The organism is Actinoplanes flavus (assembly GCF_017592555.1).
In the GTDB taxonomy this organism is placed as follows: domain Bacteria; phylum Actinomycetota; class Actinomycetes; order Mycobacteriales; family Micromonosporaceae; genus Actinoplanes; species Actinoplanes flavus.
Window position 1 is genome coordinate 199269 of the sequence record NZ_JAGFNS010000014.1, and the last position, 16727, is coordinate 215995.

Consider the following 16727-nt stretch of genomic DNA (forward strand, 5'->3'; position numbering starts at 1 on the left):
GAGGAGTCCTCCCATGGTTCAGCTGACCCGACGACACCTACTCACCGCGTTCGGAGCCGCCGCCGTCACCACCGTCGCGGGCTGCGGTGACGGCGAGGAGTCCACCGAAGGACTGGACGGCAAGCGCGCCGGCGCCATGGACGGGTTCAAGGTGGGTGACCAGTTCAAGGCCACCGAGCCGATCACCTTCTCGATCATGATGCTCAGCAACCAGGGCTACCCGTACAAGGCGGACTGGCCGTTCTTCGCCGAGCTGACCAAGCGCACCAACGTGACGTTGGAGTCCACCGCGGTGCCGGGCAGCGACTACAACCAGAAGCGCAGCGTCATGGTGAGCGCCGGCGACGCCCCGATGATCATCCCGAAGACGTACCACCCGGACGAGGAGGCGTTCATCGCCAGCGGGGCGATCATCCCGGTCAGCGACTACATCGACCTCATGCCGCACTACAAGGAGAAGGTCGCCCGCTGGAACCTCCAGCCCAACCTGGACGGGTTCAAGGCACAGGACGGCAAGTACTACCTGCTCCCGGGCCTGCACGAGAACGCCTGGCAGGACTACTCGCTCGGGGTGCGCACCGACGTCATGGAGAAGCTGGGGCTGTCCCAGCCGCAGACCTGGGACGAGCTGACCACCGTGCTCCGCGAGATGCGCAAGGCCCACCCGGACGTCTACCCGCTCTCCGACCGGTGGAGCACGCCGCCGCAGCCCGGCGCCAACAACCTGCTCAACCTGGTCGCCACCGCGTACGGCACGCACGCCGGCTGGGGTTACCGGCCGACCCACTGGGACGCCGCCGCCGGGAAGTTCGTGTTCACCGGCGCCATGGACGAGTACCGGCAGGTGCTGCAGTACCTGAACACCCTGGTCGCCGAGAAACTGATCGACCCGGAGAGCTTCACCCAGACCGACGACATCGCCCGCCAGAAATTCGCCAACGGGAAGTCGTTCGTGATCAGCGTCAACGCGCAGACCCTGGTGAACGAACTCCGCAAGGACATCGCCAAGATCCCCGGCGCCAAGGTCTCCAAGCTGATCCTGCCGACCGGCCCGGCCGGCGCCACGCTGCCCGGCGAGTCCCGCCTGGAGAACGGCATCATGATCAGCAAGAAGGCCCTGGAGAGCAAGAACTTCGTGGCCATGATCCAGTTCATCGACTGGCTCTGGTATTCCGACGCCGGCCTGATGTTCAGCAAGTGGGGCATCGAGGGGCAGACCTACACCGGCAAGGTCGACGACGGCAGCTTCGCACTCGACCCGGGCGTCAAGTGGGGCGGCCTCAACCCGGACGCGCCCAAGGACCTCCAGGTCGACTACGGGTTCTTCAACGGCGTGTTCGCGTACGGCGGCAGCACCGCGATGCTCAACTCGCAGTTCTCCGAGGAGGAGAAGACGTTCCAGGCCGAGATGAACAAGCGCGAGATCCGCCCGGTCGACCCGCCCGCGCCGCTCAACGACGTGGAACGCGAGCAGGTCACCCTGTGGGCGTCGGCCCTCAAGGACCACGTCAACCAGCAGACGCTGCGGTTCATCCTCGGGCAGCGGCCGCTCAGCGAATGGGACGCCTACGTCAAGGAGCTGGAGGGCAAGAACGCCACCCAGTACGTGGACACCGTGAACAAGGCCTACGAGCGGTACAAGAAGGAACACGGCTGATGAGCCGCTTCCCCACCGCGTGGCGGGAATGCGTCGGCACCGGCCGGATGGAACTCGCGCTGCGGCGTGACTGTCAGGAGTCCCTGGCGCTGGTGCAGCGGGAGATCGGTTTCCGCCACCTTCGCGGGCACGGGCTGTTCAGCGACGGGATGGGCATCCACCGGCCGTACGTCCTCGACGGCGAGCGCCGGGTGCGGCACGCGTTCACCTACCTCGACCAGGTCGTGGACGCCTATCTCGAGCTGGGCGTGCGGCCCTTCCTGGAACTCGGGTTCATGCCGTCCGGGCTGGCCTCCGGCGACCAGACCGTCTTCTGGTGGGGCGGCAACGTCACGCCACCGGCGTCGCACGCCGAGTGGGCCGGCCTCATCAGCGCCACGTTGCGGCATCTCATCGGCCGCTACGGCATCGACGAGGTACGCGGCTGGCCGATCGAGGTGTGGAACGAGCCGAACCTGCCGCAGTTCTGGCAGGACGCCGACGAGGACGCCTACCACCACCTGTACGAGGTGTCCGCGAACGCGGTCAAGGACGTGGACGCCTCGCTCCAGGTGGGCGGGCCGGCCATCTCCCCCGGCGACGACAAGTGGCTGGAATCGTTCGCCGCGTTCGTCTCCCGCCACGACGTGCCGATCGACTTCGTGAGCCGGCACGCCTACACGTCCGGCCCGGCCCGGCACGTCCCGTTCGGCGTGCACCAGAGCCTGGCGCCGGCGTCCGCGCTGCTGGAGCAGTTCGCGCTGCCCCGGCGGCAGCTGGCCGGAACACCGCTGGAGGGGCTGCCGGTGCACATCACCGAGTTCAACTCGTCGTACCGGCCGGACAACCCGGTCCACGACACCGCCTTCCACGCCGCCTACCTGGCCCCGGTGCTGGCCGGCGGCGGCGACCTGTGCGACTCGTTCGCCTACTGGACGTTCAGCGACATGTTCGAGGAGGAGGGCGTGCCCACCGCGCTCTTCCACGGCGGATTCGGCCTGCTGACACACCGTCAGATCAAGAAGCCGATCTTCCATCTGTACGCCTTCCTCGCGCGCCTGGCGCCCGATCTCGTCTCGCGGGGACCCGATCACCTGATCACCGCCGACGCCTCGGGCCGGGTCACCGTCCTGGCCTGGGCGCCGGTCGACCACACCGACGCGGCCAACTCGCCGGCCACCCACCACGTGCTGCTGTCCGTCCCGGCGCCCGGCCCGGCCGTGTTCCTGCTGCGGTCGAGCGTCGACGACGAGCGGGGCAACGCGTGGTCGGCGTGGCGGGAGATGGGGCGGCCGCTCGCCCCCTCGCCACGGCAGGTGGACATGCTGCGGGACGCCGCGGAACCGGCCCGGGTCCACCGGAGCGTTCCGGTCGTCGACGGCCGCGTCGAGATCGAGATCGTCCTCGCCCGGCACGAGGTCACCCTGCTGGAGCTCACCCCGGTGGCCGACGAGACGCCGCCCTGGTGGGACGACAGCCGGCTGGTGTCCGGGGAGGAGCCATGAGCGAGCTTGCGAGCGCGTCATCAGGCTCGGTCCGGAACGCGAAGCGGAGGTGACGGCATGAGCCAGCTCGCGTTCGGCGCCGGACCGCTGTCGCGGACCGCCGCGATGGTGCACAACCTGCTCGTCGTCGAGGCGCTGCTTCTGGTCACCACCCTGCCCGGGCTCGTGACGCTGCTGCTCGACCGCGACGTCGGCAACCTGCCGCTGGTCGCGTTGTGCGCGCTGCCGGCCGGGCCCGCGCTGTCGGCGGCACTCTACGCCCTGCACCACCGCAGCAACGACCTGACCGATCTGCGGCCCACGGCGGCGTTCCTGCGCGGTTACCGTCTCAACGCCCGGGGCGCACTGCTGATCTGGGCGTTCTGGCTCGGCTGGATCACGGTGCTCGCCATGAATCTGGCCAACCTGGGGGCGGCCGGGCTGCCCGGCTGGTGGGCCGGGCCGATCGTGCTGGTCGCGGCGGGCGCGACAGGGTGGATGCTGAACGCTCTCGTGATCACGTCACTGTTCGCGTTCCGTACCCGTGACGTGGCGCGCCTGGCCGCGTACCTCGTCATCCGGACGCCGGGCGTGAGCCTCGGCAACGCCTGTCTGGTGATCGTGGTTCTCGGCGGCGTGCTGGCCAGTTCCGAGGCGGTCGTGGCGCTGGCCGGATCGGTGCTGGTGCTGGCGCTGCTGCACAACAGCCGGCGGTTGATCGCCGTCGTCCGGAAGGAGTTCACCTGGTGAAGATCGGCTACGGCGGCGACTACAACGCGGAGCAGTGGCCGGCGCCCGTCTGGGACCAGGACCACAAGCTCTTCGGCGAGGCGCACATCGACACCCTCACGGTCGGGGTCTTCACCTGGGGACTCACCCAGCCCGGCCCGGACGTCTACGACTTCACCGTGCTGGACCGCATCGTCGAGCGCGCCGCCGCCGAGGGCCGCCGGATCTGCCTGGCGACCGGAACCGGGGCACACCCCGCCTGGCTCGCCAAAAGGCATCCGGAGGTGACCCGCACCGACTTCGAGGGCCGCAAGCACCGGTACGGGCAGCGGCACAACTCCTGCCCCAGTTCCCCGGTCTTCCGCCGCCTGTCCACCGAGATGGCGCGCCGTCTCGCCCAGCGCTACGGCGGGAACCCGGCGGTCATCGCGTGGCATGTCGGCAACGAGTACGGCGGCGCCTGTTACTGCGACCTCTGCGCCGACGGATTCCGCGGGTGGCTGCGCCGGCGCTACGGCACTCTGGAGGCGCTGAACGCGGCCTGGTACACCACGTTCTGGTCGCACACGTTCACCGGCTGGGACCAGATCGAGCCGCCGTCCGCGCTCACCGAACACTGGCGCGGCCCCGACCACACCGCCTTCCCGGGCATCACCCTCGACTACCTGCGGTTCATGTCGGACGCGATGCTCGCCAACTACCGGGACGAGAAGGCGGCGATCCGCGAGTCCGACCCGCACACCCCGGTGACCACCAACTTCATGGGCCTGTACCGCCCGATCGACTACCACCGCTGGGCGCCGCACCTGGACTTCGCCTCCTGGGACAACTACCCGCCGGACGACCGCTCACCGGCCCGGATGGCGCTCGCCCACGACCTGATCCGCGGCCTCAAGGACGGGCAGCCGTTCTGGCTCATGGAGCAGACCCCGAGCGTCACCGCCTGCCGCGACGTCAACCCGCTGAAACGGCCCGGCGTGATGCGGCTGTGGAGCTGGCAGGCGGTCGCGCACGGCGCCGACGCGGTGCTGTTCTTCCAGATGCGGGCCGGGCGCGGGGCCAGCGAGAAGTACCACGGCGCGGTGATCGGCCACGCCGGCCGCGCGGACACCCGGGTGTTCCGCGAGGTGGCCGCCCTCGGCGCCGAACTGTCCGCCCTCGGTGGGGTCACCCTCGGCGCGCGGACCCCGGCCCGGGTGGCGCTGCTGTTCGACTGGGACTCGTGGTGGGCGCTGGAGATCTCCGACGGCCCGTCCCGGCTGGTCCGCTACCTGGACGTGGTCACCGCCTACCACCGGGCGCTGTGGACGCTCGGCGCCGACCTCGACGTGATCGGGGTGACGGCGCCGCTGGACGACTACGACGTGGTGGTGGCGCCGGCCCTGCACATGGTCAAGGGCGACCTGGCGGACCGGCTGTCGGCGGTCGCGTTCCGCGGCGGCTCGGTGCTCACCACGTTCCTGTCCGGGCGGGTCGACGAGAACGACAACGCGTTCCTCACCGACGTGCCCGGCCCGCTGGGCACGCTGCTCGGCATCCGCGTGGACGAGTGGGACGCCCGCGAACCCGTCTACGTCAACCGGGTGCGGGTGGGCGACGCGACGTTCCAGTCCCGGCTGCTGTTCGAGCTGGTCCTGCCGCAGGGCGCCGAGGTGGTCGGCCGGTACGAGGAGGACTGGTACGCCGGCACGGCCGCGATCACCCGCAACGACTTCGGCGCCGGCCACGGCTGGTACGTGGGCGCCGGCCTGGATTGCGCCGGCGTCACCTGGGTGGTCCGTCAGGTGCTGCGGCGGCACGGGCTGCTCGGCCCCTACCCGGACCTGGGCGAGGTGGAGACCGCGGTCCGCGTCGCCCCGGACGGCTCCCGCCTGCTGTTCATCCTCAACCACGGGTCCTCGCCGGTCGACCTCCCGGTGGTCCCCGCCGGAGAGGGTCTGCTCCCCGGAGATCCACGAACCCTCGAACCCTATGGCGTGCGGATCGTCAATATGATCGCGTGATGTCGATGTCCTGGCTCAACGAGCCGCCCCGGTGGTCCGACGAGGACGGCGTCATCCGCGTGGTCACCGGCTGTGTGCGTGCACCGCGGCGACCCGGACGGCTCCTGGCATCTGGTCCGGCTCGGCCACCTGGACCTGCCGGAGACCGTCGACGTCGGTGTCATGTGCTGCTCCCCGCAGCGCGAGGGCCTGGAGGTCACCTTCCGCGACTTCCGGGTCGGCGCCCCGATCCCGCGCGAGGGTCTGGAATAGCCTCGACCGGCTACCGTGACGACGTGATGGACAGCCGGGACGACCGTATCGTCGCCGAGTACGGTGACGGCCACACCGTGGAGGACATCGCGGCACGCTACGGCCTCACCGTGGCCCAGGTCTACCTGGTGGTCGAGCGCGAGCTCCGCTTCGACGCAGCGCCGCAGCCACCGCCTCCGGCCTACTTCACCGCGCAGCCTTCCCACTACTACACGCCGCCCGCCTACACCCAGCCGCCGCCGGTTCCGCCGGGCTACCGGGACGTGGACACCATCGTGGCCGAGTACGCCGCCGGCTACGACGTGCAGTGGATCGCCTTCCGGCACGGCCTCAGCGTCGACTGGGTCTACTACCTGGTCCACCAGGCCGTTCAGGACGGCTCCTCACCGACCTGAACAGCTCCCGCGGCCCCACCGAGCGCCTTGCGCAGGAGTCCGGCCAGTTGGGCCTGCTCCTCGAGGGTGAGGTTGGAGGCGGCCGCGCGGGCGAACTCGAAGGTCTTCTCGAAGGCGGCGTTGAGCTCGTCCCCGGCAGGGGTGCGGGTGAGCCGGCGGGACCGGCGGTCGTGCGGGTCGGCGTGGCGTTCGACGAGGTCCCGGGCCTCCAGGCGGCTGACGATCTGGGTGATGTTGGAGGCGTCGCAGCCCAGTTCGTCGGCCAGCTCCCGCATCCCCCGCGGCCGGGCGATCCGGCCCAGCACGCAGGCTTGCGCGACGGTCATCCCGTGCCGGTCGGCGGCCATCTCGTAGGCGCGATCGTAGGCGTCGACGAAGTCGAACATCGCGCGCTCGGCCTCGGTCGACGGGGAGACGGGACCGGAAGGGACGGCCATGCCCAAACTCTAACACTTGATTGACTCAAGCAATTGTGCCAGGGTGATGCTTGAGTCAATCAAGCATTCCCGGAGGTCTCCTCATGCCCACACTCTTCGAGCCGGTGACGCTCGGCAAGCTGCACCTGCCGAGCCGCCTGCTGATGGCCCCGATGACCCGGAGCCGCGCCTCCGCGGACGGCGTCGTCACGGCGCTGACCGCGGAGTACTACCGGCAGCGCGCCGGAGCCGGCCTGATCGTCAGCGAGAGCATCCAGCCCAGCGTGATCGGGCAGGGCTACCTGCTGACCCCGGGGCTGCACACCGCCGAGCAGGTCGACGGCTGGCGTGCCGTCACCGGCGCGGTCCACGAGGCCGGCGGCCGCATCGTCGCCCAGCTCACCCACACCGGCCGGATCGGTCACCCGGTCCTCTACCCGAACGGGGAGCTGCCGGTGGCCCCGTCCGCGGTCGCCTCCGGTGAGCAGCTGTTCAGCCTCGACGGGATGCTCGACCACCCGGTGCCGCGCGCGCTCACGGCCGAGGACATCCACGCCACGGTCGCGGATTTCGCCACCGCGGCCGGCAACGCCATCGACGCCGGGTTCGACGGTGTGGAGATCCACGGCGCCAACGGCTACCTGATCCACCAGTTCCTCGCCGACAACACCAATCTGCGCACCGACGCGTACGGCGGGACGGTGCCGAACCGGATCCGCTTCGCCGTCGAGGTCGTCACCGCGGTCGCCGACCGCATCGGCGCCGAGCGCACCGGCATCCGGCTGTCCCCGGGCAACCCGTTCAACAACGTACGGGAGGCCGACCCGGCGCCGGTCTACCTGGCTCTGCTGGCGGCGCTGGCCGGGCCGGGCCTGGCCTACGTGCACCTGATCGAGGGCGGCGACCGGGACCTGACCCGGCGACTGCGCGCCGCGTGGCCCGGCGCCCTGGTCCTCAACCCGCACCCGTCGCCGGAGGCGTACCCGGCCTCACCCGAGTCCGCCGTGGAGGCGGTCGAGTCCGGGGTGGCCGACGCCGTGGCGCTGGCGACCCTGTGGCTGGCCAACCCGGATCTCGACGTCCGGATCCGGGCGGGCGGGCCGTACAACACCGCCGACCCGGCGACCTACTACGGCGGCGACCACACCGGCTACACCGACTACCCGGTGCTCGGCGAGGGAGGTTCCGAGTGAGCCGGCCGCACGCGCTCGTCGTCCTCGCCCACCCGCGCGCGGACTCGCTGACCGCGGCCACCGCCGCCCGCGCCCGCGACGCGCTGACCACCGGCGGCTGGACCGTCGATTCCCTGGATCTGTACCGGGAGGGCTTCGACCCGGCGCTGGGTCCCGACGACGAGCCCGACTGGACCGACGCCGCCAAGGAGTACTCGGCCGAGGTCCGGGCGCACATGGCCCGGGTCACCGCCGCCGATCTGATCGTGGTGGTCTTCCCGGTCTGGTGGTGGGGGCTGCCCGCGATCGCCAAGGGGTGGGTGGACCGGGTGTGGAACCGGGGATTCGCCTACGAACCGTCCACCCTGCACGGCAAGCGGATGCGCTGGGTCGGGCTGGCGGCCGGCTCGGCGGCCCACTACGCCACCCACGGCTTCGACAAGGCCCTCGACCTGCAACTGCGGGTGGGGATCTCGGAGTACTGCGGAATCACCGACGCGACCGTGCATCTGATACACGACACCCTCGCCGAGCCGGATGTGACCGGCATCGACGAGGCCCTGGCTAGTCGCGCCGGGTCAGCACCTGCGGGCCGGATTCGGTGATGGCGACCGTGTGCTCGGAGTGGGCGGTACGGGAGCCGTCGGCCGAGCGGATCGTCCAGCCGTCCTCGTCGTACCGGATCTTGTCGGTGGTGCGGCAGAACCACGGCTCGATGGCGATGGTCAGGCCCGGGTCGAGGCGGATGCCGCGGCGGGCCCGGCCGTTGTTGGCGACGTGCGGGTCCTCGTGCATGGTGCGGCCGATGCCGTGGCCGCCGAACTCGCCGTTGACGCCGTAGCCGTACGAGCGGGCGGTCTCGCCGATCACCGCGGAGATGTCGCCGAGGCGCCCGCCGGGCTGTGCGGCCGCGATGGCGGCCTCCAGGGCGACCTCGGTGGCCTCGATCAGCTTGAGGTCGGCCGGGTCGGGCGTGCCGACGATCACGGAGACCGCGGAGTCGGCGACCCACCCGTCGATGCCGACCGCCATGTCGATGCTGAGCAGGTCGCCGTCGCGCAGCACGTAGTCGTGCGGCAGGCCGTGCAGCACCGCGTCGTTGACCGAGAGGCAGAGCACGTTGCGGAACGGCCCGCGGCCGAACGAGGGGGCGTAGTCCCAGTAGCAGGACTCCGCGCCACGCTCCTTGATGCGGCGGCGGGCGTGGTGCTCGATGTCCATCAGGTTGACGCCGACGTCGGCGACCCCGCTCAGTTCGGCGAGCAGTTCGCCGACGAACCGGCCGGTCACCGCCATCCGGCCGATCTCCGCGGCGGACTTGAGTTCGATCACGACAGCCTCCCCTTCGGTATTTTTATACCACGCTGCCGAGGGAGGGATATTCTGCTGGCATGGTTCGCCAACCGCTCACCGCCGAACAGATCGCCGCGGGCCGGCGCCTCGGTGCCGCACTGCGGGCCGCACGCGGTGGCCGCGGCCTCGTCGAGGTGGCCGTGGCGGCCGGCATCTCGCCCGAGACACTGCGCAAGATCGAGGCGGGCCGGTTGCCGGCGCCGGCGTTCGGCACCGTGGTGTGCCTGAGCCAGGCGCTGGGCGTACCCCTGAATGATCTTGCCGATGTCTGGCTGGCCGACATGCAGGTCCCGCAGGCGTCGTGAAGGACCGCGCCCGCGCCCGCCGGGAGGACGACCCGGCGGGCGCGGGCGGCCGTCAGGGACGGCCCGCGAGACCGGCCTCGACCAGGGCGGGGAAGTAGCCCTTGGCCTGGCCCGCGGCGGTGGGGTGCAGGACGGTGTCGTCGCGGATGCCCTCGGTGCCGATCAGCCAGGGGCGTGCCGTGCACAGCTCGTGCCCGGCGAACGGCCGCGCCACGTCGGCGTAGCGGACCCGCGACTGCCGCGCGGCCTCGGCGATGGCCACGTTGAGCCGGTGGATCACCTGGTTCGAGCGGGTCCGCAGGGCCGGCTGGACCGGTACGCCGGCGCAGCGCCGGGTCCGGGCGAACGGCAGCGGGTACCCGGTCACCACGATCTGGGCCTTCGGCGCGGCGGTGGTGACCGCACGCATCATCCGGGCGAGATCGCGCGGCAGGGTCGAGGACAGCCGGCGGTCGATCGCGGCGTAGCCGGTACGGCAGGCGGCCGTCCGGGCCGGGCTCTGGCAGGCCAGCAGGACCTGCTTGACGCCCAGGTCGTTGGCGCCGGCGGTGATGGTGACCAGATCCGTCTCCGGGCTCAGCGTGGTCACCTGCCGGGTGGCGACATCGATGGTGGTCGCGCTGACGCAGGCGGCGAAGCGCAGCGTGATGGCGCCGCGCGCCTGCCGGGCAAGCAGGGCCGGGTAGGCGGCGGAGCTGCGGCCGCAGGTGTCGCGGGTGTCGGCGGCCCCGTATCCGGCGGCGACGGAGTCGCCGAGCGCGACGTACTGGAGCGGGTCCGGCGCGGTGGCACGGGCGGCGACGGCCGCGGGGGCGGCCCAGGCGGTCGAGGTCATCGCCATGGCCGCGCAGGCGGCGACGACTCGGCGGAAGATCGCAGTGGGGTAAGGCATGACGGACTCCGGGTGGGGGATCGCAAACGGACATCAGGAGCATAAGGGAGCATTCACCCCACTAGAACGAGGCGCGGCAGGAGACGGCACGGTGTCCGATATCGTGGAGCGTCGATGAGTTGCGGAGGCGCGCATGATCCACCCGGCCTGGTTGCCGCCCGAGGCGTTCCGGGCGGTCGGCTCCCGGCGGGTCCTGGTCCAGGGCACCGGGCCGCTCGCCGACACGGTCCGTCACGAGATCGCCCAGGCCTGCGCCCGTTTCGGCGGCTCCGTCGTACCGGATCGGGAGACCGCGGAGCTGATCCTGTCGATCGCCGGCCCGGGCGGCGAGGGTTTCCGGCTGGGACGCCGCGGCGGCGCCACGATGATCAGCGCGGACGGACCGCCGGGCCTGCTCCACGGCCTCTTCGAGGTGGTCCGGCGCGGCGAACGCGCCTTCGACCCGGCCCTCGCCGACGAACGGCACGTGCCCGTGCTGGCCCGCCGCATGCTCGACCACTGGGACAACATCGACGTGCACCCGGTGATGGGCCAGGTCGAGCGCGGCTACTCCGGCGGCTCGCTCTTCTGGCACGACGGGCGGCCACGCGATCTTGGCCGGATCCGCGACTACGCCCGGCTTCTCGCCGCCTCCGGCGTCAACGCCGTCGCGATCAACAACGTCAACGTCCACAGCACCGAGACCCACCTGCTCACCGATCGGCTCACCGAGGTCGCGGGTCTCGCTTCAACCTTTCGGGTGTACGGGATCCGCGTCCACCTGTCGGTCAACTTCGCGGCTCCCGTGATCCTCGGCGACCTGTCCACCGCCGACCCCGCCGACGAGACCGTCCGCGCCTGGTGGAAGAGCACCACGGCACGGGTCTACGAGGCGGTCCCCGACCTCGGCGGCTACCTGGTGAAAGCCGACTCGGAGGGGCAGCCCGGCCCGTTCACCTACGGCCGCAGCCACGCCGACGGGGCGAACATGCTGGCCGAGGCCCTGGAGCCGTACGGCGGGGTGGTCCACTGGCGGGCCTTCGTCTACAACCACCGGCAGGACTGGCGGGACCGGTCCACCGACCGCGCACGGGCCGCCCACGACCACTTCGCGGGCCTGGACGGCGCGTTCCGGGACAACGTGATCCTCCAGGTCAAGCACGGTCCGATGGACTTCCAGGCGCGCGAGCCGATCTCCCCGGTGCTGCTCGGCATGCCGTCCACCCGCCTGGCCGTGGAGTTGCAGGTCACCGGCGAGTACACCGGCCAGCAACGGCACGTCTGCTACCTGCCGCCGATGTGGAGCGAGGTGCTACGGGCGGTCGCCGGTCACGTGTCCGGCCTGGCCGCCGTCTCGAACGCCGGCGACGACCCGTTCTGGACCGGCCACCCCCTGGCCCAGGCCAACCTGTACGCCGTGGGCCGGCTCGCCTGGAACCCCGCCCGCGACCCGATCGCGATCCTGGACGAGTGGATCGACCTGACCTTCCCCGGCGCCTCCGGCGAGTTGCGTGACATCCTGCACGACCTGATGGACGAGTCGTGGCAGACCTACGAGCAGTACACCGCCCCGCTCGGCGTCGGCTTCATGGTCCGCCCCGGCCACCACTACGGCCCCGACGTGGACGGCTACGAGTACACGCCGTGGGGCACCTACCACTTCGCCGACCGTGACGGCGTCGGCGTGGACCGGACCGTGGCCACCGGGACCGGCTTCACCGCCCAGTACCCGCCCGCGTGGGCCGACCGCTACGAGTCCCTCGCCACCTGCCCCGACGAGCTGCTGCTCTTCTTCCACCACGTGCCGTACGGCCACGTCCTGCACAGCGGCGTCACGGTGATCCAGCACATCTACGACACCCACTTCGCCGGCGCCCACCGGGTCGCCGCCATGCGCGAGCGCTGGCAGGAGGCGGCCGGCCTGGTCGACCCGGCCCTGCACGCCCGCGTCACCGAACGCCTCGACGAACAGCAGCGCAGCGCCGACGAGTGGCGCGACCAGATCAACACCTACTTCCACCGCAAGTCCGGCGTCCCCGACGCCCACGGCCGCCGGATCCACTGACCGCTCAGGGCGTGGTGGTGCGCGTGACCACGTGCCAGGCGTCCCGGTAGGACGTCCGTGTGGGCCGGCCGAGAGCCGCCCGCGCGCAGTCCGCGCCCTGGTCGCGCAGTGACTGGGCCACCGTGGTGAGACCGGCCGGCGCGGCGGCGTCGCTGTCGTCCCAGCCGGTCACCGCCACGTCGGCGGGCACCCGCAGGCCCGCGGTCGCCGCGGCCCGCAGCGCGCCGAGGGCCAGTTCGTCGCTCATCGCGGCGATCGCGTCCGGTGGATCGGTGCCGCGGAACAGGTCGGCCGCGAAGTCCTCCCCCGCACCGGTGTGGTTGACCGGGCACACCGCCAGGCGCAGGTCCGCCGGCGCGTGAACCCACGCCTCCCGGAAGCCCTCCCACCGCCGGCGGGTGACGTGGTAACGGATCTCCCCCACCTGGTCGCCGGTGAGCAGCTGCCGGGTCCGGACGCGGTCGAGCGGGAACCCGAGCACCACCGGCCGCCGTGCCACCGCGAACGCCACCCCACCGATCGCGACGGCCGCCGCCCGGTCGTCGACGCCGATCGCCGGCAGGCCGGGGCGTTCCGGTCCGGCGTGGATGATCGCGGGCAGGCCGGTGCCGGTGACCGCGTCCAGGATCGGGTCGTCGTCGCTGGTCGTCCAGACGACGAAGCCGTCCACCGCGGCCTGCGCGACCCGCTGCGCGTCGGTGGCGGCGCCGGTCACCGGGACCAGGGTGAGGCCCACCCCTTCGGCCGCGCACACGTCGGACACCCCGGCCAGGAAGCGGGCCGCCTGCGGGTCGTCGAACGCGTAGCTCAACCGTTCGCCGAGCACCACGCCGAGCGAGCCGACCCGGCCGCGGCGCAGCGACCGGGCCGCCGGGTGCGGGCCGGGATAGCCGAGCCGCCGGGCGGCGGCACGCACCTTCTCGGCGGTCTCGGCGGACACCCGTTCCGGTTGGGAGTACGTGTACGACACCGACATGGGTGACACCCCGGCAGCGCGGGCGACCTCGCCCATGGTCGGTCGTCGTCGGGAGTTGCCGGGATCACGTGCCATGCCGCAGACTCTACTTGTGTATCGTTACACAGGTATCGTCCGGGACGCGCCCACCGTCCTCTCCTACGCGGTGCTCGGCTCCTTCACCTTCTGGCTGTACGCGTTCGGCCCCGCCGTCACCCTGCTCCGCGACGAGCTCGGGTTCTCGTACACGTTGCTGGGTTTCCACTCGGTGCTCTGGTCGCTGGGCTCCGCGGCCGCCGGCGCCGGATTCGCCCTCGCGGCCCGCCACCTGCCCCGCACCGTGCTGCTCTGGGGCTCGGCCGCGATCAACACGGTCGCGGCGGCGATGTTCACCCTCGGCCGGGGCGTGCCGGTCACGCTGTCCGCCGCCGTCCTGTTCGGCGTGGGTGGCGCCGCCCTGGTCGCCGTGACCCAGGCGATCCTCTCCGACCGGCACGGCAGCCGCCGCGACCAGGCGCTGACCGAGGCCAACATCGGCGCGGGCGCGTCCGCCGTGTTCGCGCCACTGATCCTGGGCGCGCTGGCCGCCGGCGCCCTCGGCTGGCGGGTGGCGTTCGCCCTCCCGGCCGTCTGCCTCCTGGCGCTCTACCTGCGCTTTCGCGGCGTCGCACTACCACCTGCGGCGCAGCGCCACGACAGCGGCGAGGCCGGCCGTCTACCGCTGGCCTGCTGGCTTTTCGCCGTGCTGACCGCGATGAGCGCGGCCATCGAGTTCTGCCTCCTCTATTTCGGCCCGCAGATGCTGTTGACGACCGGCCTGTCCGCGACGGCCGCCAGCACCGCGCTGAGCGCCAACTATCTCGGCATCCTGATCGGGCGCACGCTCGGCGCGGCGGTCACCCGCCGTCCCGGGCGGAGCATCCCCCTTCTGTACGCGTCACTCGCGCTCACCGGCGGCGCGTTCCTGCTGTTCTGGCTCGCCGACCACCCGGTTCCGGCCATCGTGGGCCTGTTCCTCTGCGGCGCCGGCGTCGCCAACCTATACCCGCTGGCCGTCGGTCTCACCCTGGACGCCGCGCCCGGCCAGGGCGACACCGCCAACGCGCGATCCCAGGTGGTGCTCGGCCTGGCCACGGCGGCGTCGCCCTATCTGCTCGGCACTCTCGCCGACCGGTACGGGTTGAGCGCGGCCTTCGTCCTGGAACCGGTGATGATCGCGCTGTCCGCGGGCCTGCTCTGGACCGGGTTGCGCACCCGCCGCCCGAATCCAGTCGAGCCCGCCCGATGACACCGGCCCCGGCTTTTCACCACTTTCCGCCTTCGCCGCGCCCGCTTTCGCCGCTTCCGCTTTCGCCGCGTCAGTCTTCGCCGCTTCCGCTTTCGTCGCGCCTGCTTTCGCCGCGTCAGTCTTCGTCGCGGCCGGGTCGGTCGAGCTGGACGCGGTCGATGAGGCCGGCCGCCGTGAATGCCTTGACCAGGGCGTCACGGCCCTCGGTGAAGTGCGCCCAACTGTCGAAGTGCACCAGGACGATCCGCTTCGCCCCGAGGATTCGCGCGGCCTCGGCGGCCTGCTCACTGTCCAGAGTGAGCAGCGCGCCGTCGAACAGTGGCGTCCGCACCGCCCCGGCGAACAGCAGCGCCGTGTCGATCGGGCCGAACCGCTCGGCGATCTGCTCGACCAGTTCCAGGGCGGCGTTGTCCCCGCTGACGTAGACCGATGGCAATCCGTCGCCGGTCAACACGAATCCGGTCACCTCGCCGGTCATCGGCTCGCAGCCCACCGGGCCGTGCCGAGCCGGGACGCCGGTGATCGTCACCGCGCCGACCTGGACGGACTCCCACGGGGCGAGGCCGCGGGCGGCGCCGCCGAGCCGTTCGGCGCCGCTGACCGTGGTGAGGGTGAGCGGGATGTCGGCGAGCAGGGCCCGGCCGGAGTCGTCCAGGTTGTCGGCGTGCTGGTCGTGCGAGAGCAGCACCACGTCGATCGGGCCGAGGGAGTCCGGCGTGGCCGCGGGCGGGGCCAGCTTGGTCAGGGTGTTGCCGCTGGGCGAGGTGTAGCTGCCGGGCTGATCGAAGGTGGGATCGGTGAGCAGCCGCAGGCCGCCGTACTCGAACAGGGCGGTAGGGCCGCCGAGGGTCCGGACAGGGAACGCGTCAGACATGGGAACCTCACGGATAGAAGGGCTGTCATCCGTGAAGCTAGCCGTTTGTCACGGATAAACGCAAGCTGTACCGTGAGACCCGTGATTCCCGCAGCACCCGGCGCCGACCGGCACCCCGGTCTCGACCTCGCCAACAGCCGGCTCTCGATGCCCGGCGGTCAGGTCACCGACCTGATCGGCACACCGCGGGAGGCGGCCCGCTGGCTGATCGAGCGGGATCTGGCCCCGGCCGGCACCGTCCTGCACGAGATCTGCGCGGGCCGGCTGCGCGCGCTACGGGAGCGGATCCGGGAGCTGTTCGCGGCACACGTCCACGGTGCCGAGCCGCCCGCGGAGGCCCTGGCCGCCGTCAACACGGCGCTGACCCGGGTGCCGACCGCCGCCGAGCTGCGCTGGGATCCGGCCACCGGACTGCACCGGTCCGCGCCGCACCCGACCGACCAGGCCGTCGACCACGCCCTCGGTGTGCTCGCCGCCGACGCCGCCGACCTGCTCACCGGCCCCGACGCCGCCCGCCTGACCGCCTGCGACTCCAGCCCCTGCATGCGCTACCTGCTGCGCACCGGCCGCCGCCACTGGTGCTCGGTCCGCTGCGGCGACCGCGCCCGAGCGGCCCGCGCCTACGCCCGCCGCGCCGACCGCATCTGACGACAGCGCCCCACGGCTCATCACGCCGCAGAAGTCGCGCGACGATCAGTCGAAATCGAAAATGCTGTTCTTGTCGTAGAAGTGGAGAACGTAGCGACAGCGGACACAGATCATCAAGGTCATGCGATGACTGGTGAATCCCCACCGGCTGTCCTGGCGAGACTCCTCGTGCTGGAATTCCGTTCCGCGACACAGCGGGCAGGCGAGCTGCGGTTCCGTCACACCGACCACCGTAGCGGGACGACGCGATCCCGCAGGCCCGTCTGCGTCAGAGCCGGGAG

General features: G+C 71.6%; 18 protein-coding genes. 12 read left to right on the forward strand and 6 right to left on the reverse strand.

Annotated elements, in window-relative coordinates; translation table 11 throughout:
- The first annotated feature begins 13 nt into the window (after window positions 1-13).
- The 6 genes from J5X75_RS22415 to J5X75_RS22440 all read left to right on the forward strand — a co-directional run bounded on the left by J5X75_RS22415 (window position 14) and on the right by J5X75_RS22440 (window position 6499).
- A complete protein-coding gene (locus J5X75_RS22415; RefSeq protein ID WP_208469438.1) occupies window positions 14-1657 on the forward strand; it encodes an ABC transporter substrate-binding protein in 1644 nt (547 codons plus the stop codon).
- Entirely contained in the window at window positions 1657-3141 is a 1485-nt protein-coding gene (locus tag J5X75_RS22420; protein ID WP_208469439.1) for a GH39 family glycosyl hydrolase, read from the forward strand. Before J5X75_RS22415 ends, J5X75_RS22420 begins: the two co-directional genes overlap by 1 nt.
- A gap of 57 nt (window positions 3142-3198) precedes the next feature.
- The gene (locus J5X75_RS22425; protein WP_208469440.1) at window positions 3199-3870 is read left to right on the forward strand and encodes a hypothetical protein; all 672 of its coding nucleotides are present in this window, start codon (window positions 3199-3201) and stop codon (window positions 3868-3870) included.
- Window positions 3867-5852 carry a beta-galactosidase gene (locus J5X75_RS22430; protein WP_307798206.1) on the forward strand — a complete coding sequence of 662 codons (1986 nt, stop codon included), beginning with the start codon at window positions 3867-3869 and terminating at the stop codon, window positions 5850-5852. Before J5X75_RS22425 ends, J5X75_RS22430 begins: the two co-directional genes overlap by 4 nt.
- Before the next feature lie 72 nt (window positions 5853-5924).
- Window positions 5925-6104, forward strand: a complete 180-nt coding sequence (locus tag J5X75_RS22435; RefSeq protein WP_307798207.1) for a DUF1349 domain-containing protein — start codon at window positions 5925-5927, stop codon at window positions 6102-6104.
- Window positions 6105-6127: 23 nt separating this feature from the next.
- Window positions 6128-6499 (forward strand): hypothetical protein, encoded by a 372-nt coding sequence (locus J5X75_RS22440; RefSeq protein ID WP_208469441.1) that lies wholly within the window; start codon window positions 6128-6130, stop codon window positions 6497-6499.
- Here the strand turns inward: J5X75_RS22440 and J5X75_RS22445 are convergent.
- The gene (locus J5X75_RS22445; protein WP_208469442.1) at window positions 6475-6936 is read right to left on the reverse strand and encodes a MarR family winged helix-turn-helix transcriptional regulator; all 462 of its coding nucleotides are present in this window, start codon (window positions 6934-6936) and stop codon (window positions 6475-6477) included. The two genes, J5X75_RS22440 and J5X75_RS22445, sit on opposite strands and share 25 nt — an antisense overlap.
- Window positions 6937-7019: 83 nt before the next feature.
- Between J5X75_RS22445 and J5X75_RS22450 the strand changes: the two genes are divergently transcribed.
- Window positions 7020-8108: an alkene reductase gene (locus J5X75_RS22450; protein ID WP_208469443.1), complete on the forward strand. Its 1089-nt coding sequence runs from the start codon at window positions 7020-7022 to the stop codon at window positions 8106-8108.
- A complete protein-coding gene (locus J5X75_RS22455) occupies window positions 8105-8692 on the forward strand; it encodes an NAD(P)H oxidoreductase (RefSeq protein WP_208469444.1) in 588 nt (195 codons plus the stop codon). The genes J5X75_RS22450 and J5X75_RS22455 overlap by 4 nt, the downstream gene beginning before the upstream one ends.
- Here the strand turns inward: J5X75_RS22455 and map are convergent.
- Window positions 8652-9419, reverse strand: a complete 768-nt coding sequence (gene map, locus J5X75_RS22460) for a type I methionyl aminopeptidase (RefSeq protein ID WP_208469445.1) — start codon at window positions 9417-9419, stop codon at window positions 8652-8654. The genes J5X75_RS22455 and map overlap by 41 nt on opposite strands.
- A 59-nt stretch (window positions 9420-9478) precedes the next feature.
- On the opposite strand from map, the gene J5X75_RS22465 reads away from it, so the two are divergent.
- Entirely contained in the window at window positions 9479-9745 is a 267-nt protein-coding gene (locus J5X75_RS22465; protein ID WP_208469446.1) for a helix-turn-helix domain-containing protein, read from the forward strand.
- Window positions 9746-9797: 52 nt separating this feature from the next.
- On the opposite strand, the gene J5X75_RS22470 is transcribed toward J5X75_RS22465, so the two are convergent.
- Window positions 9798-10637, reverse strand: coding sequence for an SGNH/GDSL hydrolase family protein (locus J5X75_RS22470; protein WP_208469447.1), 840 nt, complete (start codon window positions 10635-10637; stop codon window positions 9798-9800).
- A gap of 133 nt (window positions 10638-10770) precedes the next feature.
- Here J5X75_RS22470 and J5X75_RS22475 point away from each other — a divergent pair, with 133 nt between their 5' ends.
- The gene (locus tag J5X75_RS22475; protein ID WP_208469448.1) at window positions 10771-12681 is read left to right on the forward strand and encodes an alpha-glucuronidase; all 1911 of its coding nucleotides are present in this window, start codon (window positions 10771-10773) and stop codon (window positions 12679-12681) included.
- Window positions 12682-12685: 4 nt separating this feature from the next.
- Here the strand turns inward: J5X75_RS22475 and J5X75_RS22480 are convergent, their stop codons facing one another.
- Window positions 12686-13732 (reverse strand): LacI family DNA-binding transcriptional regulator, encoded by a 1047-nt coding sequence (locus tag J5X75_RS22480; protein WP_208469449.1) that lies wholly within the window; start codon window positions 13730-13732, stop codon window positions 12686-12688.
- Window positions 13733-13748: 16 nt separating this feature from the next.
- Here J5X75_RS22480 and J5X75_RS22485 point away from each other — a divergent pair, with 16 nt between their 5' ends.
- Window positions 13749-14924, forward strand: coding sequence for an MFS transporter (locus tag J5X75_RS22485; protein ID WP_208469450.1), 1176 nt, complete (start codon window positions 13749-13751; stop codon window positions 14922-14924).
- A gap of 115 nt (window positions 14925-15039) precedes the next feature.
- Here J5X75_RS22485 and J5X75_RS22490 read toward each other — a convergent pair whose 3' ends face one another.
- Complete coding sequence (locus J5X75_RS22490; RefSeq protein ID WP_208469451.1) at window positions 15040-15798, reverse strand: MBL fold metallo-hydrolase; 759 nt, start codon at window positions 15796-15798, stop codon at window positions 15040-15042.
- A 45-nt stretch (window positions 15799-15843) separates the two neighbouring features.
- Here J5X75_RS22490 and J5X75_RS22495 point away from each other — a divergent pair, with 45 nt between their 5' ends.
- Entirely contained in the window at window positions 15844-16446 is a 603-nt protein-coding gene (locus J5X75_RS22495; protein ID WP_238488821.1) for a CGNR zinc finger domain-containing protein, read from the forward strand.
- 45 nt (window positions 16447-16491) lie between these two features.
- On the opposite strand, the gene J5X75_RS22500 is transcribed toward J5X75_RS22495, so the two are convergent.
- Complete coding sequence (locus J5X75_RS22500) at window positions 16492-16668, reverse strand: hypothetical protein (RefSeq protein ID WP_208469452.1); 177 nt, start codon at window positions 16666-16668, stop codon at window positions 16492-16494.
- Window positions 16669-16727 lie beyond the last annotated feature (59 nt).

Bases quoted from the DNA above. Each gene is read 5' to 3' on its own strand.
- J5X75_RS22415 (WP_208469438.1), top strand. From the start codon at position 14: ATGGTTCAGCTGACCCGACGACACCTACTCACCGCGTTCGGAGCCGCC.
- J5X75_RS22420 (WP_208469439.1), top strand. From the start codon at position 1,657: ATGAGCCGCTTCCCCACCGCGTGGCGGGAATGCGTCGGCACCGGCCGG.
- J5X75_RS22425 (WP_208469440.1), top strand. From the start codon at position 3,199: ATGAGCCAGCTCGCGTTCGGCGCCGGACCGCTGTCGCGGACCGCCGCG.
- J5X75_RS22445 (WP_208469442.1), bottom strand. From the start codon at position 6,936: ATGGCCGTCCCTTCCGGTCCCGTCTCCCCGTCGACCGAGGCCGAGCGC.
- J5X75_RS22450 (WP_208469443.1), top strand. From the start codon at position 7,020: ATGCCCACACTCTTCGAGCCGGTGACGCTCGGCAAGCTGCACCTGCCG.
- J5X75_RS22465 (WP_208469446.1), top strand. From the start codon at position 9,479: ATGGTTCGCCAACCGCTCACCGCCGAACAGATCGCCGCGGGCCGGCGC.
- J5X75_RS22470 (WP_208469447.1), bottom strand. From the start codon at position 10,637: ATGCCTTACCCCACTGCGATCTTCCGCCGAGTCGTCGCCGCCTGCGCG.
- J5X75_RS22475 (WP_208469448.1), top strand. From the start codon at position 10,771: ATGATCCACCCGGCCTGGTTGCCGCCCGAGGCGTTCCGGGCGGTCGGC.
- J5X75_RS22480 (WP_208469449.1), bottom strand. From the start codon at position 13,732: ATGGCACGTGATCCCGGCAACTCCCGACGACGACCGACCATGGGCGAG.
- J5X75_RS22490 (WP_208469451.1), bottom strand. From the start codon at position 15,798: ATGTCTGACGCGTTCCCTGTCCGGACCCTCGGCGGCCCTACCGCCCTG.